This is a genomic window from Bremerella alba, assembly GCF_013618625.1.
Classification (GTDB): Bacteria; Planctomycetota; Planctomycetia; order Pirellulales; family Pirellulaceae; genus Bremerella; species Bremerella alba.
The window spans coordinates 31318-55165 of record NZ_JABRWO010000007.1 but is presented as its reverse complement, the minus strand read 5'-3'; the positions used below and the strand labels follow the sequence as shown (position 1 = coordinate 55165).

The following is a 23848-nucleotide window of genomic DNA, read 5'->3' as shown; positions in this document are numbered from 1 at the left end:
AAACGCCCCGCCGCAGTTTACGGCAGAGCGTATGGGTTCGGTTCTCGTTCGATCACACGAAAGTACATCGCGTGATTTACTTCTTATTCAACCAAACGTAGCGAACTTCAATCGCCCCTTCGCCGGGGATCTTTAGCGCCGAAAGGGTCAGCGTATCGCGTCCTTTGGGTAGCGTCAGCGTCCCGAGCGAAAAGGGTTTGAAGTCTTTCACGGGGGATTCCGATCCACGGTCGAAGCGGTCTCGCTCGGGTCCGTAGCTTTCAGGATTGTGGGCCTCTTTGATCGTCGCCGCAGTCTTCTGGCCGAGCAGCTGGGCTTGGATTTCGACGCCGACGTTTTCCGGCGGACAGGTATAATAAACGATCGCTTCGTACTCGCCGGCCTCGCCCACTTCGACGTCCCAGGTCACGGTGCCATCTTTCGATTTCCAGTTGGTGAAGTACGAGCAATTCGGAGCCCTGGCACTGCGCTCGATGCCGCCGTGTCCGTTTCCATCGCGAGCTGGTAGCGGCGTGTTTTGTGTGTAGCCAACGGTGAAGGGACGCTTGTCCTGATTGGGTAGCATCTCTGAGCGATACTGCTTGGCGACCTCCTGCAGTTTGGCCTGTACTTGGGGATGCTCCTTGGCAACGTTGTTGCGCTGCCCACGGTCCTTCGTGATATCGAACAGTTGGCCCTTGCTATCGAGACGGTAGGTTTGATTGCGGACACTGACTTGATTGCCACGCGAAGCGATCATGTATCGCTCGCCTGTGGGAACGTCTCCGCTGGTAAGCATTCCTTTCAAGCTGATGCCGTCGATTGGCTTGGGGTACTTGGCCGAGATGCCTGCGAAGTCGAGCAGCGTAGGCAGCAGGTCGACGGCACCTGCGATCGAGTCGATTTTGCGATCGGCCGGAATGTGACCAGGCCAGCGGACGATGCACGGCACGCGGGTTCCGCCTTCGTCGAGGGATCCTTTGCGTCCTTTCATGTCGCCATTCCAACGGAAGCTATTAGGACCGTTGTCGGCGAAGTAGATGACGATCGTGTTGTCGGCTAGATCGAGCTGATCGAGCTTCTTCAAAATGCGGCCGACGTTCCAGTCGATATTTTCGCACATGGCCAGTGCGGCCCGCGTCATGCCGAGTTGTTCCTTCTGAGGATCTCGGTTCTTCATCTCTGGGTCCATCTCGGCGAACTTGTCGAAGTACTGGCCAGGTACCTGCATCGGCGAGTGGGGCGTGCAGTAGGGCACATAGCAGAAGAACGGTTTGTCTTGGTTGTCTTCGATGAACTGCATGGCCCGGTTGGTGAAGTCGTCGGTGATGTAACCATCTCCGCGAACGAGCTGATTGTTGTGGTCGAGTTCTGGGCTGAAGTAATGTCCCCAGTGGCCAGAGCAGAATCCGTAGTACTCATCGAAACCGCGGGCATTGGGGTGGTAAGGAAACTGCATGCCGTTGTGCCACTTGCCAAAAGCGCCGGTCGCGTAGCCCGCCTCTTTAAAGTATTGGGCGATGGTCTTCTCGTCGAGGTTCAGGCGTTCCTGCCCGGTCGAGACACCTCGCACACCGGTTCGTCCAAAGAAACGGCCGGTTAGCATTTCGGCCCGCGTTGGTGCGCAAAGATGGCAGACGTAGAAATTCTCGAACAGTGCTCCCTCTTTCGCGAGTTGATCGATGTTGGGCGTGGCAAGGTTTTTGTTGCCGTGCACGCTTAAGTCGCCCCAGCCTTGATCGTCGCTGAGGATCATCACGACATTCGGTTTAGGCGTCTCCGCGGCATGGACCGCCGTGGGAAGAAACAGACCAATAGCGAGTAATAAGAGAGGAAAAACGTGTGGCATGATGAACCCTTCAGTCGAGCAGACGCATAGGTTGGTGGGGGCAGACGCTCGCTATTGTCCTCGCCGGGAAGCGGCTGGTCAAATTAGGGGTAAGGGGAATTCGGTACTTGCGCCCTGTTTTTTACAGAAATCTCTCGGCCTAGGGCCACGAATTGTTAGGCGTCGACAATCAAGAGAAGCGTAGGAAGATCGTGTCGAGCGAAGAAGCATAAAAAATTGTCGACCTTGGCGTTACGGCGGACGCCAAGGTCGACGTGATTCGCATCGATAAAAAGAGGAAACCCATCGATGCGAATCAAGGTTTGGTTCTTTCGAGGGAACACCGCAAACGGTATTGGGCTCGTTGCTTGAGCTGACTCGAGAGACCGAATAGTCGAGTGACCAAGTGACTTTCTCTAGGACTCGGCAGGGGCAGGAAACGGATAGGCGGCGTAGTCTTCTGCAGAGTAAGTTGCCGGAGCATTCTGTGGGTGCGACGTTGTCCGGGGCAGTGGCGAAGCATTGTGCGGAATAACCGGGGGTAATTCCTCGATCGATGCCATCAAGTTGCCGCAAATCGTTTCTGAAATTTGATTCAGGGGGAGATGGTTCAATCGCTGTTTGCTGAAGGGGTTTTCCAGTTCGACACCGATTTGGTCGAGAGCAAGCAGCGGATAGGCGACCAGGAAGACGATCAGCGGAGTTGCCATCCCTGCGGCGTCGACAATCGCAACCGGCAAAAACATGAGATAAAGGAACAGAAATCGGCGGATTTTGATCGAGAACGCCGAGGCCAACGGCGTACGGAGAATACGCTCGCAGCCCCCGATGTGATCGATAAGGCGGGCCCGTTCGCTTTCGGCTTGCAGAAAGTAAAACCGATCTAGCTTCCCAGACTCGACCGCTTCCTTCAGCAGATCGGCGACCCGGCGAATCGCGTACATCGGCATGTGTTCGGCTTGACTGAGTCGATGCGTTTCGGCCGTACCGACAATCTCGCACATCTTCTGGATCTCGTTGAACTTCTGCTCACCTCGGAGGCTATGGTGACAGGTGGCAGAAAAAGCGGCCACCCAGCGAGCATACGAGTTTCGCCAGTCAGAATCCGAAGGTCCGTAAACCAGTCCGATTTGGGCCAGGTTACGAGACTGGTTGACGATACCTCCCCAGATCTTTCGTGCTTCCCACCAGCGGTCGTATCCGGCGTTGGTGCGAAGAACTAAGAGCAGCGCCAGGACCACACCGATATACTCGTAGTGCGCTGTCGCCAAACCGTTCGTCAAATCAAACGCTTGAAACAAAGCGTAGATAATCGCTCCGAACGCCGTGAATCCTATCAGTCGGCCAAAGACGTAGGGAGTCACCGATCCGTTGAGTTGGAATACTTCGGTCCAAAAACCTTCTCGTACCATGATTTTGCTTCCTTCTTCCGTCTGATCGTTATGTTGGAGTCGTTGGCATGGTTGTTGACGCGGCGGTTTGCCTGGTCACCCCATCAGGTACAGATCTAGTTGAGTTCGATTGAGAAAATCTAAAGCGACATTCCCGCGGATTCTTCGCCACAGTCCGGCAGCCCGCGGGACGCCCATGACAACGACATCGGGGTCCCACTTCTGGGCGTAGGAAATGAGTGCGTTGCGAGTCAGGCCAGGCAGACGACCGACTTCCAGTTCAGCGTGTCTGGCCTCGCAATATTCACGCATCGATGTCAGCAGCTTCGAGTTCGAGTCGGCAGCTGTGCCTACTCCTAACAGGCGGCAGTGTGCATCTTTGATTGGTCGTTGGGTAAGGAAGGTGCGAATCGCTCTCGCGGAAGATTCTGTGCCGTCGTAAAGGAGCAATGCTCGGCGGGGATTCGCGTTCTCCCCGCGTGAGATGTAAATCGGTTGTCGGCTCTGAACGACAAGCTCTATCAGTTGCGAGGCATTCAATTCGCCTGGGCAATGACGAGCCTGATCGGTGGACCGCGTGATCAACAGGTCGTGGTATTGCGCTTCGCGGACGAGGCTTTTGATGGGATCGCCTTCGATTCCTAGCGTATCGAAATCGAGTTGATAGCGCTCGCCGACATGCAGCATTTGTTCGTGCGAAATCATCTGCCTCCGCTCGGCATGGGTGATCCGGTAGGACTCAGAAACCGCATGGGCGGCGGAAACCAAGTGTCCCGTATTTCGAAAGCTGGCGGTGTCGAGAATTGATAGTCCCCGAAGTCTGGCGGAAGTGCGATGCGAGATTTGGGCGCCAAGCTCAATAACTTGGTCAATTCCAAAAGAACCACTTAAGTGAAGTAGTACTCGCCTGAGCATAGATTGGCCTCTTACGTCCTAATGAAACGTGCAATCACAATGACTGCTGCTGGTAACGTCGGCGACCCAAGCTTGGCTCGTCGCCTGTAGAGTTATACGGAATAGTCACCGCGAAAAGCCCCACTTTCTTTCGTTGCTTTCCATTCAAAATTTCTATGCCGGTGTCTGTCTTAGCGAGGCATTCAAAATTTCTATGCAAGCTGACCAACCGAAGAAAAGAGTCCCTTTTCTTTGATCAATTGACCAAGCAGACGCGTACAAATAAGACGTGATAGCTAGAATTAACAGCCGCCCCTCACTGGCCATTGCTGCTAAGGAATCCCAAGGATGTCGCTACCCCACGACAACCACGGAAACATTGGAAAAAGCACTGATGATCGAGAGTCTCCAGGATTTAAATTTCCTGCATTTGTTCTATTTTTGGGTTGCAGTGCGTCAGGGCAGTATCACCGCTGCCTGCGATCATCTGCATCTTTCTCAGCCGACGGTAAGTTCGCAGATTAAGAAGCTCGAGAAGTCGCTCAATCACGAGCTGTTCGATCGCAGCGGTCGCGAGCTTCAGCTGACCGATGTGGGCTCGACCGTCTTCGAGTACGCCGATGAGATCTTCTCGGCAGGTCGCGAGATGCTCGGGAGTCTTCGCGGGATGCCATCGCAGCGCTCGCTGCGGCTGACGGTGGGTGTTCCGATGTACGTGCCCAAGCTGATCACCTACCGACTGTTGGAAGTCGCGCTGAAATTTCCAGAGCCGGTTCAGATCGACTATCACGAAGCCCCGATGGAACAGTTGGTGGCCGACCTGGCCCGTCATCGACACGACGTGATCATCTCGGATCGTTCGATTTCGTCCAACGGAAACAAGCGATGTTTCAATCATCCGCTAGGAGATTGCGCGATCGCATTTTGTGCGATTAAGCCCATGGCCGACCAACTGCGGGCCGACTTTCCCCGCTCGCTACAACGTGCCCCGTTGCTCCTTCCATCGCCCTATACCGAACTGCGACGAGGCCTGGATCAGTGGTTTGATGAGAACGATATTTGCCCCAAGGTTGTCGCTCAATTCGATGACAGTGCAATGCTGAATGAATTTGGCAGCGGCGGTGCCGGCGTGTTTCCCGCACCAGCGGCCGTGTTGGATCAAGTATGCCGTCAATACAACGTGGAAGTTGTGGGAACGCTTGAAGGGGTACGTAGTCATTTCTTCGCCATCACCGCCCAGCGGAAACTTTTGCATCCGGTGGTGATGGCCATCTCGGAAGAAGCACCGAAGATTCTGCTGGATATTCGCAACGGCACGAATCTCTCGCACGAATTCGATTCTCGAAAGATTGTTACCGAGACCTCAAACTCGCAGTAAATTAACAATTATCTAGTCACTACTTCTGGTAGACTTCATCATCGCAGGCATCTTCGTGCGCCGACGCGTGATCGCTTTTCTTAGGCTGAAAGCCGCGCAGCCGTTGGCATCGAAGAGGACAGTCCTGCGATATCAAATCCCTTTTGTTGGTTCTCTGTGGAATAGTCGTATGAGCGAAACCGATCCCAGCTTTGACCATGAACGCTTGCACAATGAAATCCTCGATTCGTTAGATGAAGAATTCGAAGCGGAGCTGGAAGACGCGATGATGGAACGCGTGGGCTCGCGCGAGGAAGTGAATGCGGAAGGCCAGTTGCCGCGCCGCGTTTACTTTCGGGAACTGCTGCGTCTTCAACGCGAACTAATCAAGCTGCAAAGCTGGGTCGTCGAGAACAAGGCGAAAGTCGCGGTCGTTTTTGAAGGGCGAGACGCGGCCGGCAAGGGGGGCGCGATCAAACGGATCATGCAGCGATTAAATCCGCGTGTGTGTCACGTGGTGGCCCTGCCGGCCCCGAGCGAGCGCGAGCAAACGCAGTGGTATTTTCAACGCTACATCCAGCATCTGCCAGCGGGTGGCGAGATCGTGCTGTTTGATCGCAGTTGGTACAACCGCCCCGGAGTCGAACGCGTGATGGGGTTCTGCAACGAGCAGCAGTTGGAAGAATTCTTTCGCACGGTGCCCGAGTTTGAACGCATGCTGGTCCATTCGGGCATGTACCTGATCAAGTATTGGTTTTCGATCAGCGATCAGGAACAAAAGTTCCGCTTTCAATGCCGTATCGATGATCCGCTCAAGCAGTGGAAGCTTAGCCCTATGGACCTGGAGTCGCGCCGTCGTTGGGAACAATACACCGTTGCTAAGGAAGAGATGTTTGCCCGCACGAATATCTCTGAAGCGCCCTGGTGGGTCGTCGAAGCAGACGACAAAAAGCGTGCCCGACTCAACTGCATCCACCACTTTCTGCAGCAGCTTCCCTACACGGAAGTACCGCAAGCGCGGATCTCGCTACCGCCCCGCGAACACGAAGAAGGCTACAAGCGACAACCCCTGCCGGAAGATGTGATTGTGCCGTCGGTTTATTAAAACCTCGGGCCGGATACTCGCCTATTGGTTACCGTCCTCGTTCGCACTGGGGCGTTTTCCAGCGGTGAAGTTTCCGGAGGCCTGGAAGGCCGGTCGAACCTAGCCAGGTGGCGAAATCCCCTGGCAAGTATCTGGGCCTCCGACCCTTAATATGAAGGAGATCGGAATCGGAGTCATCACCGGTTTGTTGGTGGCTGATGGTCCGATCAATGGCGAGCTTAACGACTTCCGCCGGTATGGATGCGTTGCAAAGAGGTGAGCCGCGCTCTAGCCATCGACCGAGTGCATATCACACTGGCCGTCTTCGACATAGAAGGTGATTTCGTGATCATCTTCATCGGCTTGCCATTCGAATTGCAGGGTCACTTCAAAATCGATTTTAGAAACAATGTTCAATCCGAGAAGAAGCTCGGTGCCCCATACTTCTTGAACCGAGTTGAACTTCGGAACCCCTTCCACGTTGTCGGCGTAAGGCTCGTAGTACTCCCAAACTTGCGCTTCGATAAGCGAGAGGACTTGTGGCCAGTTGGCCGCGATCCACTCGTATCCTTCTAACGACTCGGGCGACGGGGCATCTTCAGTTCCGTTGGCAAAGAACACGATGATCTCGCCATCGACAAAATGAGGCGTCGCGTCTTCATTGAGCCAGATGTTGAAATCGAGTTCAAATTGGCCTAGCTCAGGATGCTTGTAGGTGCTCATGGATCAATTTTATAAATGAGGGAAGCGGGTGCCATCGCAGTAATGTAATCTCGGCTATGCCACAAAAAAGCCCGTCGAAGTCTCCCTCGACGGGCTTTCTTATTTTCAAGCAAGTACTAAATCGGTTTAGTACATGTCGTCGTGGCTATGGCCACCCTTCTTTTCGCCCTTTGGCTTTTCAGCGATCAAAGCATCGCTGGTTAGCAGCAAGATGGCGACCGAGGCGGCGTTGGCCAGGGCGGTCTTGGTGACCTTGGCTGGGTCGATGACGCCAGTCTTGACCAGGTCTTCGTAGGTGTCGGTCAGAGCGTTGTAGCCCTGGTTGCCCTTCGAGTCCAAGATCTTTTCGCAGATGATGCTGCCATCTTTACCAGCGTTGGTGGCGATCGTGGTGATCGGAGCACGGCAAGCGCGGGTAACGATGTTGAAACCGATTTCTTCGTCGTGGGTCAGGTCGTCTGCTTTGACCTTGGACGAAGCACGAAGAAGAGCAACACCACCACCAGGCAGGATACCTTCAGCGGCAGCGGCACGGGTTGCGTGCAGTGCGTCTTCGACGCGAGCCTTCTTTTCCTTCATTTCGCTTTCGGTCGCAGCACCGACGTTGACCTTGGCGACACCGCCAGCCAATTTGGCCAGACGTTCTTCCAGCTTTTCCTTGTCGTAGTCGCTGGACGAATTGTCGATTTCGCGACGGATCTGAGCGATACGATCTTTGATGTTCTGGGTTTCGCCAGCACCTTCGATGATCGTGGTGTTGTCCTTGTCGATGATCACCTTCTTAGCACGACCGAGTTCGGCCAGGCCAAGGTTATCGAGCTTGATGCCCAGGCTTTCAAAGATGGCCGTACCACCGGTCAGGATGGCAATGTCTTCCATCATGGCCTTGCGGCGGTCGCCATAACCAGGAGCCTTAACGGCGGCACAAACGAACGTGCCACGCAGGCGGTTGATCACCAAAGTTGCCAAGGCTTCGCCATCGACGTCTTCGGCAATGATCAACAGAGGCTTGCTCTGCTGGACGACGGCTTCCAGAACCGGAACCAGGTCCTTGATGTTGCTGATCTTCTTTTCAAAGACCAGAACATAGGCGTCTTCCAATTCGACCTGCATGCTGGTCGGGTTGGTGACGAAGTAAGGAGAAAGGTAACCGCGATCGAACTGCATCCCTTCGACCCATTCGACTTCCGTGGCAAGCGACTTGCCTTCGTCGACGGTGATGACGCCGTCCTTACCGACCTTTTCCATGGCGTCGGCCAGCAGTTCGCCGATTTCGCGATCGTTGTTGGAAGCGATGGAGCCAACGTTGGCCATTTCTTCCTTCTTCTTGATCGGAATCGACATGCCGTTGAGTTCGGCCGTGATGGCGTTGACGGCCTTCTCGATACCCGACTTCATCTGAATTGGGTTCACGCCGGAAACGACAGCCTTGAGACCTTCGTTGAAGATCGCTTCGGCCATCAGCGTGGCAGTCGTGGTACCGTCACCAGCGACGTCGCTCGTCTTGCTGGCAACTTCACGAACCATCTGAGCGCCCATGTTTTCATAGACGTCTTCCAGTTCGATTTCCTTGGCTACCGTCACGCCGTCTTTGGTGACGGTTGGGCTGCCGAAGGATTTCTGGATGATGACGTTACGACCCTTGGGGCCGAGCGTCGTTTTGACGGCTTTGGCCAACTTGGATACGCCGCGACGGATGGCTTCGCGGGCTTCCTGATCAAAGGCGATGATCTTTGCCATCGGTGGTATCTCCTAAATGTTTCGATTCGTCTGAGAATATGTACGAGAATGCAGGACCGAAGGTCGACTTCTAGCCTTCGACGACGGCCAAAATGTCGTCTTCGCGGAGCAAGATGACTTCTTCGTCGGCGACGGTGAAGGTATCGCTACCGGCGTACATGCTGAAAACAACCTTGTCGCCTTCTTTCACTTGCAGTGGGCTGCGGCTGCCATCTTCTAACAGACGACCATTGCCAACGCTCACGACCACGCCACGCGATGGCTTGTTCTTAGCGGTTTCTGGCAGGAAGATCCCGCCTGCGGTCTTTTCTTCCAGCTCGTCGCGACGGACGACAACGCGGTCGCCCAGGGGCTGCAAACGTTGCTTGGTGCTCGAAGCCTTCTTTTTCGTAGCCGTTGCCATGTATGCCTTCCTTCAGAAAACTAGGGGCTTATGTCTCCTGAACCCAGGAGACGCCGATGCGGGATATGAACGGTTGGCTTCTCGTGCCACGGTCTGTATGAACCGGACCCGACTGCCATTGTTGCGCGAACAATTGCGTAGTCGCTCCATGTTGCAAGTGGCGTGCCAGAAAGTGTCCGTCAAATCGCAAGTCTCTGCAGCGTAACGGTTTGAGGAGAATGTTTTTCGCTGCGTGCCGGCCAGAGATGGCGAGCCAAGGCGGGGCTGCCATTATGACAGAAAAAAAGGCCGTCCCGGATTGGGGACGGCCTTCTTATATTTTTGAGTTGTCGGGTACGACAATTAAGCCGCTTGGCCGCCAATTAAAACTTGTCCGATAATGTTGAGGATGACGCTCCCCACAATCGCCCCGGTCCAAATCAGCATCAACTGGCTGGCGTTGTACTTACCAGCATTGATCCAGCCCATCACAAACGCGATCAGACCGCCAATACCGCAGAATATGGTCACGATACAGATGATACCCAATGTCGTGTCATCGTTCTGAAACATTTTGACAATGATCAGGATGAAACAAACAAGGCTTACAAGGCCTAAGATGCCGGCTAAGCCGAGAAACAGAAAACCCATGGTGCAAACTCCCCCACTTGACTGACGAAAGCACGTTTCACCCCGAAACGCCATTTAAAAAAGTGTTGTACCAGCAAGAGTTAGCCACAATCAAGGGATTTCCACAAGCTTTACCCAGGGAATTCAGAAGAACTAACTAGAACGCTCCTTGCCAGGTATCAGAAGCCCCTTAACCGGAATAACTTGACACCCCGCTAGCGATGACGGGTGTCTTTACTGCTGGTGATCCAGATCAAAAATTCAAAAAGGGCTTCCAGTAACAAGGCTACCAACTCGACCAGCGAACTGACCGCATCCATCGACCGTACCCCCCTTTGAATGATCTCCGTTTACCCGAAGTCATTCGCCGAGGCCGACGCATTATTGGTTTCCAGGCAGCAACTTACGGAAGATTAGTTCAGAACGCCTTCAACTTGAAGCTGAATCAGGACGTAGGCGATGGCGAACATAAACTGGGCGAAAGTGATCGCCGACCAGAAGCCCATCAGCTTGAGTGCGTCGTATTTGGCCACGTTCATCCATCCGGCGATAAAGCCCAGCAGGACCCCCACGCCTGAGCAGACGGTCAGCAGCAAGGTAATCCCTGCCAGCCCGACGTCCTCGTAGTGAAACATCTTCGCAAGGACCATGATGAAGCAGACGATGTTGACGGCCCCTAGTAGCCAGCACAGGCCCAACAGAACAAGCGAAATACCTTCCATCGAATGTCTCTCCCCCCAACAGCGCTGATCGCGAACGCTCCCCCGTCGAAACATTCGGCCGTAGCTATCTAGGTTGCGGGAAGTGCGCAGTCAAGCAACTTGGCAGAGAATACCGCGATCAGGCGATCTGGCCTACGGCGTTGCTGTTGGCATCGGGGGCAGCGATAGCCTGAACAGCATAATTACACCCACCCACACTCCAATTCGGGCGAGCAGTAGAACCGACAGTAAGATCATGCGTTTGGTCACATCGTACTTTCTGTGGCGAATCCAGCCGACGATCAGGACAGCGATCATCCCCACAAAAGCACACACTTCGAGGATAAGCTTTAGTCCAGGTAACAAGCTCCCGAGCCAGCTATCGACAATCGGCACGAAGGCAACCACAGCAGTCACCCAGCCCCAGGCATGGTCGCCATGATCGAACATGCGATTCATGAGCCCGATGAGGCAGAACAACTGCGCCAGTTCGATCACCACCGTGGCAATAACGGCGGCCTTGAGCAAACCCACGAAACTGTCGGCGTCGAGCACGGCTGGACCCTCTATTAAAACGGTTTATTGAGGGGAACGCGTTTAAACGCGAACCGTCTTACCTTTGGCCACCGAGTCGGCTTGCTTCTGGCAAAGTACCAACGCATCGACTGCCAATTCGCCACCCAAGATATCGGAAGGCGTGCCGGATTCAATGCTCTTTTGCACTTCCTTCAGTTCCGCGGCGAACGAATCGACCGGGTCGCCCCCTTTGAGCTTCGGCTGCTTCGACTTCCCCTTTTTGGGCAGCACTGTCAGCGGCATGGCCGCCACCGGGGCATCGTCGATCACTGCGAAGTCCATTAGCAACGTGGCATTCTCGTAGTGGATCTCGAAACCATGGGTGAAGCTGCGAGCCGCTTGATGCAGCACGCCGCTGGTCGCCGTGACGACGTAGCTTTGATCGGCGAAACCGAACTGCGTGGTGCAGTATTCTACGCAGTCTCCCCGCATGCGGCCGCTGCTGGTCACGTTGGTCGGCATGCCGAACATCAAACGAATGAAGTGGGCGTCGTGAATGTGCAGGTCGAGCAGGGGACCGCCGACCTTTTCCAGGTTATAGAAGTCAGGGATCCAGGTCGGATCGTTGATCAGACGCTTGAAGTGTCCGCCCAGCAGTTTGCCAAACTTACCGCTGCGGGCCGCTTCCAGGGCGAAATTGAACTCGGCAAAGAAGGGCAGCACGTGGGCGGTCAACAACAGCTTGCCACTCTTGTCGGCTGCTTTTTGCATCCGCTTGGCAGCGGCAGGGCTCAGCGCGATTGGCTTTTCTACCAGCACGTGCTTGCCTGCTTTCAGCGCCGCAATGGTCGCTTCTTCATGCAATGCCGGTGGGAGGCAAATATCGATCATGTCGATCGAGTCGTCGGCCAACAACTCGTCGAGCGTTCCGCAGACGTTTAGCTTCGAGACATCGATCTGCTCGCCAGGAGGTCCGAAGTTGCCTTTGATGTTCCGCCAATCCCCTTTTTGCTTTTTGACATCGCGCGAGCAGAAGCCGGCCACACTCATCCCTCGAACCTTCTGGTAGGCGAGGTAATGAATCCAACTCATAAAACCGACGCCAACGATGCCAACTTTGATCATGGTGTTACTCTTGTGCAGGTAGGAAATGGTGGAAGGTATAGTGCGAATGGAAATATTGGACTGTATCTACGACCGGCGTGCAGTCGATTCTCGTCCCCTAGCCTTCGCAGGGAGAGGGCTAGGGTCTTTGGGGCGACGCATGTCGAAAGTGGGATTAGCCACATCAGGATAAGCCACAGAGGTCACCGAGATAAGAATTTTGTGACCACTGACCGGTGTTTGGTTCTCTTATCCGTGGTTTGTCTTCTATCTTCTCTGTGTCCTCTGTGGCTAATCCTGTCCTAGTAAATACCAAGACGCGATGCGATGCACGTGTCAGCTTCAAAAAAGACGTCTTCGAAAAACTTCGAACTCAGACGTTACAGGTCTTTTCAAAGCGGGGGAATGCATCGTCCCACATCGTGGAGTTCTTCGGTTCGTACGTCACCACGGGGAAGCTGTTGCGGATGACTTCGCGTCCCTCGGCCAAGCTGCCGATGTCTCCGGAAGCAACCGCTTGCAGTACGAGATTCCCAATCGCGGTCGCTTCGACAGGCCCGGCCACCACCTGGCAGTTGCACGCGTCGGCGGCCATCTGGCAAAGTAATTGGTTCTGCGTTCCCCCGCCGACGATGTGAATCGTATCGATCTTCGTGCCGGTCAGGTCTTGCAGTTTGCGATGCACTACGCGGTACCGCATCGCCAGGCTTTCCAGTACGCAGCGAATCACGGCTCCGTCGGTCTCGGGGACCGTTTGTCCGGTGCGCTGGCAGAAATCGCGAAGCTGGGCCGGCATATCTTGAGGCGCGGCGAAGTCAGGGTGATCGGGGTTCACAAACGAAGCCAACGGCGTCGCTTCCTGCGACATGCGAACCAGGTCGGAATAACCGTACTCGTGGCCGCCCTGCTTCCAGATACGGCGGCATTCCTGCACGAGCCAAAGTCCGGCAATGTTCTTTAGTAGCCGCGTCGTGCCGTAGACGCCTCCTTCGTTGGTGTAGTTAAACTCGGCGCACTGATCGTTGATGATTGGGTGCGGCGTTTCGACCCCCATCAGCGACCACGTCCCGCTCGAGATATAGCACCAGTTGGGCATCTTGCCAGGCGAACTTTTCGCGGGGACAGCCACTACGGCCGATGCCGTATCGTGCGTGCCGGGCCGGACGACGTTCGTTCCGCTGAGGCCAATCTGGTCGAGTACCGCCGTGCGTAGCGGACCCACCACCGTGCCAGGGTCGACGATATCTCCGAAGATGTGCCCCGGCAGGTTGAAGCCGTCGATCAACTTCTGCGACCACTGCTTGGTTACTGGGTTGAAGAGCTGCGAGGTCGTCGCGTTGGTCAGTTCGTTCCCTTTTTCTCCGGTCAGCAGCCAGTGGAACATATCGGGCATCATGAGGAAACTCTGAGCCGATTCCAGAATCGAACTGTTCGCATCCCGCATGGCGAGCAGCTGGTACAGCGTGTTGATCTCCATGAACTGCAGGCCGGTCTCGGCGAAGATCTCTTCGCGGCTGACCTGGGCAAATGCCCGTTCGAACATGCCGTTGGTGCGGGGGTCGCGGTAATGATAGGGATTGCCCAGCAGTTCGTCATTGCGACCGAGCAGGGCAAAGTCGACCCCCCACGTATCGACCCCGATGCTGCTGATTTCGCGGCCAAACTTCGTGCCGGAAGCGGTAAGGCCATCTTTGATATTTTGCCAGAGCCGCAGTAGATCCCAGTGTAAGTGCCCTGCCATGGCAACTGGGCCGTTCTCGAATCGATGAACTTCCTCGAGTTCCAGCTTCGTGCCATCGAATCGGCCACCGAGAACGCGACCACTGGAAGCTCCCAGGTCGACGGCGAGGTAAGTCTTGTTGGACATAGATTGGGCTTTATTGCAATTGCAGGATGGGGAACCGAAATTGTGCCAGGCAAGTGAAAAGGGCCTGTCAGGGCTTAATGGGATTGCAGTTTAATAGACGCAGGCAAGGTCAACAATGATCGTTTTCTAGGTAGTTTCTCTAGAAATTGCCCCTGGCCCCAATCGCTAAAAATGCCCTGTCCGCTTAAAACTAAAGGCTGTCCGGTTGAAACAAAAATATGACGATCTCTCACGTTCCTTCGCCATTTGCTCCTGGGATCAATGCCTGTGGACCCGCTTGAAATCCTGGCACTCAACCTGATTATTATCCTCGCAGCAGGCTTCATTTCTGGTGCGTTCTGTCGTTTTTACCACCTTTCGACGATCGTAGGCTACCTGGTCGTTGGGGCCATCATCGGCAATGGCGGGTTGCAGATCTTGCAGGCCGAGAACCACGATCTGAAGCATCTCGCGGAAATGGGAGCGTTATTCCTCTTGTTTTCGATCGGGACCGAAATCTCGTGGGAAGAACTAAAGCACGTTGGGCCGTGGATTTTGATCGCCGGCTTTATTCAGTTGATTGCGGTAAGCGTGCCGGCCAGCTTTTTGTTCGTGTTAATCGGAATTCCCTGGCAAGGAGCCGCGCTTTTGGGGGCGGCCGTGGCGCTCAGTTCGACGGTGCTCGTATTCCGTGCGCTGCATGAGCTGAATGTCGCTTCTTCGCCGGCCGGGTTGCGCAGCGTGGGGATCCTGCTGTTTCAAGACATGGCGATTGTTCCTTTGATGCTGGCCGTTCCGTTGCTGGCAGCTACCGGCAAAAACTCTAGTTTCGAGTTTATCCGACTGGCCATCGTTTCGCTTTTGTTTGTCACTACGATCCCGGTCCTCGCGTATGTCACGCGTCGATTTGCATTGCCTCTTTTTTCACTGCTCCGCAGTCGCGAGTTGCTTTTGCTCTTCGCGTTGGCGCTGCTGGGGGGCGGCTGCTTTGTGGCCCATATGCTGGGGCTTCCCGCCGCGTTTGGGGCCTTTGGTGCCGGGCTGATCCTCGGGGGAAATCGCTTCACGCAGCAGGTTGACGCGCTGACGCTACCGTTTCGCGAAAGTTTCGCGGCGGTGTTCTTTATCTCGCTCGGTGGGCTGCTCGATATTCAGTCCTTGCTTCGTGATCCGATGCTGGTGCTGATCGGGTTCCCTTTGATCATCGCCGTGAAAACCCTCGGAGCAGGGCTCGCATTGAGGCTCTCAGGGATGAAATGGAAGGTCGCCTTGCTGATGGGCTTGGGCGTTTCGCAGGTCGGCGAATTGAGCTTTCTGCTTTTGTCGGAAGGAATGGAAGCCGAACTCATTAATGGTTCGCACTATAACCAAATGTTGGTGCTGGCCATCGGAACGATGATACTGACCCCCAGTTTGATCAAATGGGGTGTTCGTAAGCTAGGAGACGAACCGGAACTGCATACCAAGAAGGAAGAAAAGCCAATCGAGGCCCGCGAGCGGATTCGTGAGGCGGTGATTATTGGCGTGGGGCCGGTCGCGCGGCAGGTGGCTTCCCGCATCGAGACCTCGGGAGCTGAAGTCCGTTTTATCGATCTGAATTCGGTAAATACGTATCCCCTAGTGCAAGCCGGTTTCCGGGCCGTCACCGGCGATGCCACCAAACGCAAAACGCTGGAAGAAGCCGAGATCGCCCATGCCAACCTGGCATTGGTGGCCGTGCCAGATGACGAAGCATCGGTGCAGATCGTCAAGTCAATCCGGGCAATGAACCGCCACTGCACTATCCTGGCCCGCTGCCGCTATCAGCGCAACCGAGAACGTCTACACCTGGTGGGGGCCGACTACGTCACCGACGAAGAATCGCAAACGGCTTTGATGCTGATCGGGATGATTGAGAAGCTGGCCGAGAGTGAGTCTTTTTAAGTGGTTGGTTTTATGCGGCCAGCTTAGTTTTCAGTTTGAAGTTTTCAGTTTTCAGTGGGGACGAAGGAAGCTCGCCAGTCTTACTGAACACTGAAAACTTCAAACTCCCCCACCTTCCTCACAACCGTCACAAATCATCGTGAAGTTCACCACCACCCGTAACCGATGAAATCTTTCAGCATCGAACCCATTGTTGACTAAGTTGGTCATGATAGTTAACAATGAACCCATAGGACGCATAACCTATGTCAATAACTAGCCTTACCTCGGTAGTCCCGATGGAAGTGAATGCCATGTCGGCCGGTGAAGTAACTCCAGAACAGCAAACAACTTCCGAAATGCTTCAGCCCACGCCAGAGCTGATGGCAGAGTTGGCGGAAGCCTCGGCGCGGTTGGAAACGGCCAGCCCGGAAGAGATCATCCGCTGGGGCGCCGAGCGTTTCGGCATGAAGTTGACTATGGGCACCGCCTTTGGGCCTGAAGGGTGTGTCATCCTTTACCTGCTTTCCCAGGTTGCCCCGGAGACCCCGGTTTTCAATCTCGACACGGGCTACCAGTTCCAGGAAACGCTCGACGTCCGCGATCAGATTCGCGAGAAGTTCGGCATCGATGTCAAATTGCTCAAGCCGGAACACACGGTCGAGCAGTACGAGCAAATTCACGGCGGGCCACTTTATAAGTCCAACCCCACGCAGTGCTGCTTCGATCGCAAGATCAAAGTCCTCAAGCGGGGAGCAGCCGGCAATCATGCTTGGATTAGTGCGATTCGCCGCGATCAAAGCGAAGACCGGGCCAAGTCTAGCATTGTGGGTTGGGATAAGAAGTTTGGCCTGGTGAAGATCAACCCGCTGGCCAACCAAACCAAGAGTTGGGTTTGGGGAATGATCACCGACCACGGCGTCCCGTACAACGTTTTGCACGACCAAGGTTTTACCAGTGTCGGCTGCTGGCCGTGCACGCGAGCCGTGCTCGCTGGCGAAGACGAACGTGCCGGTCGATGGAGCGGTACCGGTAAGACCGAGTGCGGTTTACATACCATGGAAGACGATAGCCCCAACGCGTAGGCAGCCATGACCGTCTCGGCGAAAACCGAATACGCGTGCATCGCGATGATTGAACTGGCGGCCCGGTTTGAAGCCGGTCAGCCGGCTCGTCTGCGCGAGATCGTCGAGGCTCAGGGGATTCCGCAGCCGTTTCTCGTGCAGATTATGGCCCAACTCAAAGCGGCCGGTTTGGTGCTGACATCGCGCGGCGCCGCCGGCGGCTATCGGTTAGCCCACTCTCCGGATCGCATCACGTTGGCCGATATCTTTCAGGTCATCGAAGGTGGGGGCGACCAGACCGAATCGAACCTGCAAAAGCCAACCCCAGCAACCGAAGCGCTGTGCGGCGTGTGGGGGCAAATCTGCCAGGCACGCACAAAGATTCTGGAAGAGGTTACACTAGCGAACCTGGCGGCGCGCGTCGCCGAACAACCCGACGAAATGTTTTACATCTAGGAGGGGTCTCGATGGACTCGCAAACCGTCCCCAAACAGTGGCTCACCGCGCAAACCACGCTGCAAGAGATCATGGCCACGTGCAATAACGAAGACCCACAAATTGCCGCGGTGGCGCAGCATTACCTCAATCAGGCAGCGCCCCTGTTAAAGCAGATGCAGCCAGAGGATGAACTTTGGAATTACTCGTCGCCTACCAGCCACTGGGAAAGTAACCGTGGTGACGCAGGCCTGGCCATCGTGCGGAATGACGAAGTCATCGACAGCATGTGCATGGTCCGGAACTAAATGATCTGGCAGCTTAGTGCTACGGCAGCTGATGCCCCATCTTGTCTCGCTTCGTGTCCAAATACTTCTGATTGTGTTCGTTCGGTTCTGGGTGAATCGGAACCTGGTCGACCACTTCCAGGTCGAAGCCGCCGTAGATGAATGCGTCGGTTTTCTTCGGATTGTTGGTCAGCAAGCGGATCTTAGACAGCCCCAGGTCCTTCAAGATTTGGATGCCGACCCCGTAGTCGCGCATGTCGCTCTTAAAGCCTAACGCGTGGTTGGCTTCGACCGTATCGAGCCCTTGGTCTTGTAGGGCATACGCGCGAATCTTCGCTTTCAGGCCGATGCCGCGTCCTTCTTGGGGTAGGTAGATCAGGGCGCCGACACCTTCTTCGCTGATCTTTTGCAGGGCCATCTTCAACTGGTCGCCACAATCGCAGCGCAAAGAGTTGATCAGGTCGCCGGTGAAGCAGCTGCTGTGCAGGCGAACCAGCGGGGCTTCGACCGAAGAGAGGTCTCCCATGGCGATGGCCACTGGTTCCTGCGTTTCATATTTCACGTCGTAGACGATGATGTCGAAATCGCCGAAGGAGGTCGGCAGCTTGGCTTCTGCGCCGCGTTCGACCAGTTTCTCGTTGACGCGTCGATGAGAAATGAGCTGCTCGATCGAGATGATCTCAAGGTCGTACTTCTCGGCGATGTCGAGCAGCTCGTCACGCGAGGCCCGGTCACCCTCTTCGTTGAGGATTTCGCACAACGAACTAGCCGGCGTGAGGCCTGCCATGCGAGCCAGATCGACCGAGGCTTCTGTATGTCCCGCGCGACGCAGGACGCCCCCTTCTTTGGCCAGCAGCGGATAGACGTGCCCTGGCCGGACGAAGTCGTCGACGGTCGAGTTTTCGTCGACCATCGACATGATCGTTTCCGAACGCTCTTTGGCCGTGATACCCGTCTTGGCGTTGATGTGGTCGATGGGTGTCGTGAATGCGGTACGAAGTGGGGCGTTGTTGTTCTCGACTAACGGCGTCAGTTCGAGCCGCTCGCAAACATCCGGCAGGCAGGCCGCACACAGAAGGCCACGTCCCTGGGTGATCATGAAATTCACCACTTCGGGGGTCGTTTTCTCGGCAGCGGCGACGAAATCACCTTCGTTCTCGCGATCTTCGGCGTCGACAACAATGATCACTTTGCCAGCTTTGATCGCATCGACGGCCGCTTGCACGGTGGAAAATCGGTGGCTCACGGGAAGCACTCTCCTGAAATACACGGGGCAGCGCCGATGAAAAAAAGAATGCCCGATACGGTCCTGGGGGTTAATATTGGGCAACGTCGGCGGAATTACTCATTATAGGACCCGCGATTGCGCGGCATAGTTCACCTTGACGGAGTCCGTAGTGGCTGTCTGGAAAACAATATTCGTTGCAGTTTTTACTTTCGCGGTCTTGGTTGGCCCTGCGGTAGCTGAAAATCCGGCCGTCCGGCTCGTGCCTAATCAGGTTTTCGCCGAGCGCGAAGACAAGACCCTTAAAGCCGATCTGTACCTCCCCCCAGGCGAAGGGCCGTTCCCGGCGATTCTTATGATTCATGGCGGGGCCTGGGCAGGGGGTTCGCGCAGTCATATGACGACGCATGCCATCTATCTGGCCAATCATGGCTACGCGGTAGCGGCAATTACGTATCGTTTTGCCCCGAATCACCGGTTTCCGGCTCAGTTAGAAGACTGCCAGGCCGCGCTTAACTGGTTGGTCGAGCATGCCGACGAGTTCCAGATCGACACCGAAAGAGTGGGGGGCTGGGGCTATTCAGCCGGAGGCCATCTGGCCTGTCTTGTGGGGGCGATCGAGGCCGAGAAGGGGCCTAGTGCGCCTCAACTGAAAGCCGTTGTCGCCGGCGGGGCTCCGTGCGATTTCACGAACGAACCACCCCGTAGCGAACGGCTGAAGTTCTTCCTCGGCGGTTCGCGTGCAGATGTCCCGAGCACCTATAAAGAAGCGTCGCCCCTTTCTCATGTGACGGCCAAGTGTCCTCCGATTTTCTTTTTTCATGGGACCAACGATAGTGTCGTTCCCATACGAAATGCCGAGGTCATGTACGACAAGCTGTCCACCTTGGGCATCCCCACAACCTTCTATAAATCGCAGGGGCGCGGGCACCTGACCACGTTCATCGATCCCCAGGCCAAACGAGAGGCATTGAAATTCCTGGACGGACATCTCAAACTCGGGAAGTCGTAACTAACCGCTTCCCCTCTGGAAACGGGTCATCCTTAGCCGAGAAAGTTGTTCGCATCGCATGAGTGACCAGACGCAGTCATCTGCTGAATTGGAAGCTGAAGAATACGTCGAGCAGCGGCACTTCTTCGAGGGGCTTCAGGCAGGGCTGTCCGATAACCGCCCGATGCAAGAGATTTTGTCGTCGGTGCGAAACGAGATTCTCGTGACGACGAAGTTGCCGATGGCCATCGATTTCATGGCGGCCGAACTACGGCATAGCGGCCAATTTTATCCGGCGATGAAGCGTTTATCGCACTATTTCAGCGGCTTTCAGACCTTCATTATCGAATCGTCGGAAGACGATCGGGGCCGTTTCGACTTTCAAACAGGCCTCGAAATCTTAAAGTCTGAGGTCAAACTACGGGCAGACCATGCCACGCCCCAAAGTTTGTTTCTCTATCAGTTCGAGACCCTCTGCCGTCATCGCCTGAAGTACGACCATGGCTTTATCGCTATGGCGGCCGATCCGCTGTACGACGAGCATTGGAAGAAATTTCTGGAGGTCAACCGGCGACGCATCGGTTTGATCGACATCGCCGACATGATTTACGTCCGAAGCGAGCACTACATCACGCAGCAGGTTCGGCGTGGAGGCAAGCTGCCGGGTGCCGACTTTCCGCCGCTGTTTGGCGAGCGGGAAGGGCGGATTGCTCTGGCCAATCGCAAAAGAGATCCGCTGCTGCTGTTTTCTGCCTTGCAGCGACAACTGGGCTATCCCAAGGTTCCCTCGAAAAAGAAGATCGAAGAAGAGCAGTTCCTTATCCCGCAGATGATGCGGCGAATGGAGCGCATGGAGGCCCGGATCAAGCTACTCGAGGAGGAGAATCGAGGGGGGATCGATCTCTCGAAGTTCTACGAAAAAGAAAACCGTCCGCCCACGTTTGGGGACATCGACGACTAGTTTTCCTGTCTTATGAAAACGAACCCATCGGCTGGGTGCCAACGCTGGCTCGTCCAGCCGTGCAAAGCGGGTTGAGACAATCCACTGCTGGGCAAGTCCGCAGTGTCCCCCCAAGGCATCAGTAGTTTGCTGTCAGTGCTTGCTGTTCCCCAAGGTGTTTTCTCGGAAGTCACCCTTTTAAAGTGGATCCATGTGTCCACTAATGGGTTAAAAGCGATAAATTCTCCCGGTTTTACCCAGGTTTCGCAGACACGCTTGTTCTACCGATTGGGGGACATTGTTAGACTATACGGGTACGTGAACCCCGAAAAATCGGCATAACCGGCAAATTTGCCTCATAATAGGCGGGGGACACCGTCGAAATTTCATTTAGTCAGCGCATGATCGCGAGGCTTTTGAAAGTTCGGAAATCAACAGACAGATCGACAATGGACCACTGTCAGTGATAGCAGCGGCCAACGTCTTTCGCCCCACAGGCCATGAAGCACGAAGCACAGTCCGTTCGGCCCCGGCGAGTTGTCCGACCTGCGAACCCCATCGCAAACGACAGCATCCGGCCGTTTCAAGGAGCCCCGATCGCAACGTATCGGTGGCCCACTCACTTCGTCGACTTCCGCAAGGTAACCCGATTTGCAGGCGACACCCAGTTGCTGGGTTGTGATTCGCCCGTTTCGGGAAAACAGCCTCTCTTCTGCCAGCGGACTTCCCGTATTGGGAGGAATGCCAGCCCAATTTGCGTGGCAGACATTGATACCATTTGTTTGAGTAGTAAATCACGAAGTTTCGAATTGTTCACGCAAAGTCTGTCATCACAGCAACCACCTGAATGAAAGCTGCCCACTTGCGAAATTTGCCGCGAGTTCGCACTTCCCCATAATACCCATAGAAACCCTGTTGTAGCTCGGATTGCCCGATAAACCATGTCTACTACTACTGACGAAACCACTGTCGTAAAAGATATTCAGCCCTTGGAAGAAGCGACCGTTCGCTTCTGCGGAGACTCGGGCGACGGCATGCAGTTGGCCGGCACGCAGTTCTCGAACACTTCGGCGCTGGCTGGCAACGACGTCGCGACCTTTCCCGACTTCCCGGCTGAAATTCGCGCGCCGCGCGGAACATTGGCTGGGGTGAGTGGTTTTCAGATTCACTTCGCTTCGCACGATATTTTCACTCCGGGTGAAACGGTCGATGCGTTGGTGGCCATGAATCCGGCGGCCCTCAAAACCAACCTTACCGACCTCCGGCGAAACGGCGTGCTGATCGTCAACAGCAACGCGTTCGACAAAAAAGCATTGGGTCAGGCCGGCTACGAAGCCAACCCGATTGATGACGACTCGCTGAGCGGGTACCAGGTCTTCTCGGTCCCCATGACCAGCATAACCCGGGGGGCCGTCGAAGGGCTCGACCTGAGCGTGAAGGAAGCGGATCGCTGCCGCAACTTCTTCGCGATGGGCTTGGTCTTTTGGCTGTATGGTCGCTCGATGGAGCCGACCTTGCGTTTCATCGAAGCCAAGTTCTCGAAGCTGCCGGCGATTGCCGAGGCCAACCGCCGCGCGCTCAAGGCCGGCTATAGCTTCGGCGAAACGACCGATGCGTTTCGCAGCAGCTACAAGGTCGAGAAAGCCAAGCTTCCGCCGGGCACTTACCGCAACATGACCGGTAACCAGGCCTTGGCTTGGGGGCTGATCAGCGCGGCGAAGTTGAGCGAGAAGAAGCTGTTTCTCGGTTCCTACCCGATTACGCCAGCGAGTGACATTCTGCACGAGCTGAGCAAGTTCAAAAACTACAACGTGCTGACCTTCCAGGCCGAAGACGAAATTGCTGCCGTGTGTGCGGCGATTGGTGCGGCCTACGGGGGCGAAATGGCCCTCACCACGACCAGCGGCCCCGGCCTGGCCCTGAAAGGGGAAGCCATGGGGTTGGCCATGATGCTGGAACTGCCGCTGGTGATTGTCGACGTGCAGCGTGGTGGCCCCAGTACCGGCCTGCCTACCAAGACCGAACAAGCCGACTTGCTGCAGGCCATGTTTGGTCGCAACGGCGAATCGCCGTTGCCAATCATTGCGGCTCGCAGTCCGGCCGACTGTTTTGACGTGGCGATTGAAGCTTGGCGAATCGCGACCCGGTTCATGACCCCGATCGTCATCCTGACCGACGGCTACATCGCCAACGGCAGCGAGCCATGGCGAATTCCGAGCATGGCGGAACTTCCTAAGATTGAAGTCACCCATCCTGGTCCACGCGACGAAGACGATCCTCCGTTTATGGCCTACGAACGCAACGAAGAACTGGCTCGGCCCTGGGCGATCCCAGGCACACCTGGCTTGATGCACCGCGTGGGTGGGCTCGAAAAGCAGGACGGTACCGGTAACGTCAGCTACGATCCTGAAAACCATCATCACATGGTGATGACCCGGGCCCAGAAGGTTGCCAACATTGCCGAAGCCGTTCCGCCGCAGGAAGTCATGGGCAGCGAAAGTGGCAAAGTATTAGTGGTCAGCTGGGGCGGAACCTACGGTTCGTGCCGCACGGCGGTCAATCGGCTGCAAGCCCAAGGCAAATCGGTCAGTCACGCACACGTGCGTTACCTCAATCCATTCCCGCGAAATCTGGGCGAGTTGCTTTCGAGCTTCGACAAGGTTTTGGTACCGGAACTGAATTTGGGCCAGCTGCGTTTGCTGCTTCGCGATAAGTATATGGTCGACGCAGTCGGGCTGAACAAGGTGCAAGGCAAACCGTTCACCACGACCGAAATCGCCGAGAAAATCGAGTCGATGCTGACCTAAATATAACTGTCCCCACGCCCCT

General features: G+C 55.5%; 22 protein-coding genes. 9 read left to right on the top strand and 13 right to left on the bottom strand.

Features of this window, described 5'->3' with window-relative positions:
• Positions 1-76: 76 nt before the first annotated feature.
• From HOV93_RS12960 to HOV93_RS12945, 4 genes are all read right to left on the bottom strand, one after another.
• Positions 77-1828 carry an arylsulfatase gene (locus HOV93_RS12960; protein ID WP_207396934.1) on the bottom strand — a complete coding sequence of 584 codons (1752 nt, stop codon included), beginning with the start codon at positions 1826-1828 and terminating at the stop codon, positions 77-79.
• Between the two features lie 155 nt (positions 1829-1983).
• Positions 1984-2127, bottom strand: coding sequence for a hypothetical protein (locus HOV93_RS12955; RefSeq protein WP_207396933.1), 144 nt, complete (start codon positions 2125-2127; stop codon positions 1984-1986).
• A 96-nt stretch (positions 2128-2223) separates the two neighbouring features.
• Positions 2224-3219 (bottom strand): bestrophin family protein, encoded by a 996-nt coding sequence (locus HOV93_RS12950; RefSeq protein ID WP_207396932.1) that lies wholly within the window; start codon positions 3217-3219, stop codon positions 2224-2226.
• Between the two features lie 75 nt (positions 3220-3294).
• A complete protein-coding gene (locus HOV93_RS12945) occupies positions 3295-4113 on the bottom strand; it encodes a universal stress protein (protein ID WP_207396931.1) in 819 nt (272 codons plus the stop codon).
• 373 nt (positions 4114-4486) lie between these two features.
• On the opposite strand from HOV93_RS12945, the gene HOV93_RS12940 reads away from it, so the two are divergent.
• A complete protein-coding gene (locus tag HOV93_RS12940; protein ID WP_207396930.1) occupies positions 4487-5470 on the top strand; it encodes a LysR family transcriptional regulator in 984 nt (327 codons plus the stop codon).
• A gap of 169 nt (positions 5471-5639) precedes the next feature.
• Positions 5640-6554, top strand: a complete 915-nt coding sequence (gene ppk2 / locus HOV93_RS12935) for a polyphosphate kinase 2 (protein WP_207396929.1) — start codon at positions 5640-5642, stop codon at positions 6552-6554.
• A gap of 267 nt (positions 6555-6821) precedes the next feature.
• On the opposite strand, the gene HOV93_RS12930 is transcribed toward ppk2, so the two are convergent.
• From HOV93_RS12930 to HOV93_RS12895, 8 genes are all read right to left on the bottom strand, one after another.
• Positions 6822-7256 (bottom strand): DUF6985 domain-containing protein, encoded by a 435-nt coding sequence (locus HOV93_RS12930; RefSeq protein WP_207396928.1) that lies wholly within the window; start codon positions 7254-7256, stop codon positions 6822-6824.
• Positions 7257-7382: 126 nt separating this feature from the next.
• The gene (groL, locus tag HOV93_RS12925; RefSeq protein ID WP_207396927.1) at positions 7383-8996 is read right to left on the bottom strand and encodes a chaperonin GroEL; all 1614 of its coding nucleotides are present in this window, start codon (positions 8994-8996) and stop codon (positions 7383-7385) included.
• Between the two features lie 70 nt (positions 8997-9066).
• Positions 9067-9399: a co-chaperone GroES gene (locus tag HOV93_RS12920; RefSeq protein WP_207396926.1), complete on the bottom strand. Its 333-nt coding sequence runs from the start codon at positions 9397-9399 to the stop codon at positions 9067-9069.
• 342 nt (positions 9400-9741) lie between these two features.
• Positions 9742-10029, bottom strand: a complete 288-nt coding sequence (locus HOV93_RS12915) for a hypothetical protein (protein WP_207396925.1) — start codon at positions 10027-10029, stop codon at positions 9742-9744.
• 392 nt (positions 10030-10421) lie between these two features.
• Positions 10422-10730 (bottom strand): hypothetical protein, encoded by a 309-nt coding sequence (locus HOV93_RS12910; RefSeq protein ID WP_207396924.1) that lies wholly within the window; start codon positions 10728-10730, stop codon positions 10422-10424.
• A gap of 132 nt (positions 10731-10862) precedes the next feature.
• Positions 10863-11264 (bottom strand): hypothetical protein, encoded by a 402-nt coding sequence (locus HOV93_RS12905; protein ID WP_207396923.1) that lies wholly within the window; start codon positions 11262-11264, stop codon positions 10863-10865.
• Positions 11265-11306: 42 nt separating this feature from the next.
• Positions 11307-12350 (bottom strand): Gfo/Idh/MocA family protein, encoded by a 1044-nt coding sequence (locus tag HOV93_RS12900; protein ID WP_207396922.1) that lies wholly within the window; start codon positions 12348-12350, stop codon positions 11307-11309.
• A gap of 352 nt (positions 12351-12702) precedes the next feature.
• Positions 12703-14196 (bottom strand): rhamnulokinase, encoded by a 1494-nt coding sequence (locus HOV93_RS12895; protein ID WP_207396921.1) that lies wholly within the window; start codon positions 14194-14196, stop codon positions 12703-12705.
• Positions 14197-14463: 267 nt separating this feature from the next.
• Here HOV93_RS12895 and HOV93_RS12890 point away from each other — a divergent pair, with 267 nt between their 5' ends.
• The 4 genes from HOV93_RS12890 to HOV93_RS12875 all read left to right on the top strand — a co-directional run bounded on the left by HOV93_RS12890 (position 14464) and on the right by HOV93_RS12875 (position 17884).
• On the top strand, positions 14464-16098 hold the full coding sequence (locus HOV93_RS12890; RefSeq protein ID WP_207396920.1) for a cation:proton antiporter: 1635 nt from the start codon (positions 14464-14466) through the stop codon (positions 16096-16098).
• A 245-nt stretch (positions 16099-16343) separates the two neighbouring features.
• The gene (locus HOV93_RS12885; RefSeq protein ID WP_207396919.1) at positions 16344-17162 is read left to right on the top strand and encodes a phosphoadenylyl-sulfate reductase; all 819 of its coding nucleotides are present in this window, start codon (positions 16344-16346) and stop codon (positions 17160-17162) included.
• Between the two features lie 6 nt (positions 17163-17168).
• Positions 17169-17597, top strand: coding sequence for an RrF2 family transcriptional regulator (locus HOV93_RS12880; RefSeq protein ID WP_207396918.1), 429 nt, complete (start codon positions 17169-17171; stop codon positions 17595-17597).
• Positions 17598-17608: 11 nt separating this feature from the next.
• Positions 17609-17884 (top strand): hypothetical protein, encoded by a 276-nt coding sequence (locus HOV93_RS12875; protein ID WP_207396917.1) that lies wholly within the window; start codon positions 17609-17611, stop codon positions 17882-17884.
• A gap of 19 nt (positions 17885-17903) precedes the next feature.
• Here HOV93_RS12875 and ribA read toward each other — a convergent pair whose 3' ends face one another.
• Entirely contained in the window at positions 17904-19109 is a 1206-nt protein-coding gene (gene ribA, locus HOV93_RS12870; protein WP_207396916.1) for a GTP cyclohydrolase II, read from the bottom strand.
• 151 nt (positions 19110-19260) lie between these two features.
• On the opposite strand from ribA, the gene HOV93_RS12865 reads away from it, so the two are divergent.
• The 3 genes from HOV93_RS12865 to HOV93_RS12855 all read left to right on the top strand — a co-directional run bounded on the left by HOV93_RS12865 (position 19261) and on the right by HOV93_RS12855 (position 23826).
• The gene (locus HOV93_RS12865; RefSeq protein WP_207396915.1) at positions 19261-20100 is read left to right on the top strand and encodes an alpha/beta hydrolase; all 840 of its coding nucleotides are present in this window, start codon (positions 19261-19263) and stop codon (positions 20098-20100) included.
• A 58-nt stretch (positions 20101-20158) separates the two neighbouring features.
• The gene (locus tag HOV93_RS12860; RefSeq protein ID WP_207396914.1) at positions 20159-21040 is read left to right on the top strand and encodes a hypothetical protein; all 882 of its coding nucleotides are present in this window, start codon (positions 20159-20161) and stop codon (positions 21038-21040) included.
• A gap of 920 nt (positions 21041-21960) precedes the next feature.
• On the top strand, positions 21961-23826 hold the full coding sequence (locus HOV93_RS12855) for a 2-oxoacid:acceptor oxidoreductase subunit alpha (RefSeq protein ID WP_207396913.1): 1866 nt from the start codon (positions 21961-21963) through the stop codon (positions 23824-23826).
• Positions 23827-23848: the final 22 nt, after the last annotated feature.

What these genes read in the sequence shown, in the direction of transcription:
- HOV93_RS12895 (WP_207396921.1), bottom strand. Translation starts at nt 14,196, where the DNA reads ATGTCCAACAAGACTTACCTCGCCGTCGACCTGGGAGCTTCCAGTGGT.
- HOV93_RS12945 (WP_207396931.1), bottom strand. Translation starts at nt 4,113, where the DNA reads ATGCTCAGGCGAGTACTACTTCACTTAAGTGGTTCTTTTGGAATTGAC.
- HOV93_RS12950 (WP_207396932.1), bottom strand. Translation starts at nt 3,219, where the DNA reads ATGGTACGAGAAGGTTTTTGGACCGAAGTATTCCAACTCAACGGATCG.
- ppk2 (WP_207396929.1), top strand. Translation starts at nt 5,640, where the DNA reads ATGAGCGAAACCGATCCCAGCTTTGACCATGAACGCTTGCACAATGAA.
- HOV93_RS12900 (WP_207396922.1), bottom strand. Translation starts at nt 12,350, where the DNA reads ATGATCAAAGTTGGCATCGTTGGCGTCGGTTTTATGAGTTGGATTCAT.
- HOV93_RS12875 (WP_207396917.1), top strand. Translation starts at nt 17,609, where the DNA reads ATGGACTCGCAAACCGTCCCCAAACAGTGGCTCACCGCGCAAACCACG.
- HOV93_RS12860 (WP_207396914.1), top strand. Translation starts at nt 20,159, where the DNA reads ATGAGTGACCAGACGCAGTCATCTGCTGAATTGGAAGCTGAAGAATAC.
- HOV93_RS12910 (WP_207396924.1), bottom strand. Translation starts at nt 10,730, where the DNA reads ATGGAAGGTATTTCGCTTGTTCTGTTGGGCCTGTGCTGGCTACTAGGG.
- HOV93_RS12920 (WP_207396926.1), bottom strand. Translation starts at nt 9,399, where the DNA reads ATGGCAACGGCTACGAAAAAGAAGGCTTCGAGCACCAAGCAACGTTTG.
- HOV93_RS12940 (WP_207396930.1), top strand. Translation starts at nt 4,487, where the DNA reads ATGATCGAGAGTCTCCAGGATTTAAATTTCCTGCATTTGTTCTATTTT.
- HOV93_RS12880 (WP_207396918.1), top strand. Translation starts at nt 17,169, where the DNA reads ATGACCGTCTCGGCGAAAACCGAATACGCGTGCATCGCGATGATTGAA.
- HOV93_RS12915 (WP_207396925.1), bottom strand. Translation starts at nt 10,029, where the DNA reads ATGGGTTTTCTGTTTCTCGGCTTAGCCGGCATCTTAGGCCTTGTAAGC.
- HOV93_RS12960 (WP_207396934.1), bottom strand. Translation starts at nt 1,828, where the DNA reads ATGCCACACGTTTTTCCTCTCTTATTACTCGCTATTGGTCTGTTTCTT.
- HOV93_RS12855 (WP_207396913.1), top strand. Translation starts at nt 21,961, where the DNA reads ATGTCTACTACTACTGACGAAACCACTGTCGTAAAAGATATTCAGCCC.
- HOV93_RS12930 (WP_207396928.1), bottom strand. Translation starts at nt 7,256, where the DNA reads ATGAGCACCTACAAGCATCCTGAGCTAGGCCAATTTGAACTCGATTTC.
- groL (WP_207396927.1), bottom strand. Translation starts at nt 8,996, where the DNA reads ATGGCAAAGATCATCGCCTTTGATCAGGAAGCCCGCGAAGCCATCCGT.
- HOV93_RS12885 (WP_207396919.1), top strand. Translation starts at nt 16,344, where the DNA reads ATGTCAATAACTAGCCTTACCTCGGTAGTCCCGATGGAAGTGAATGCC.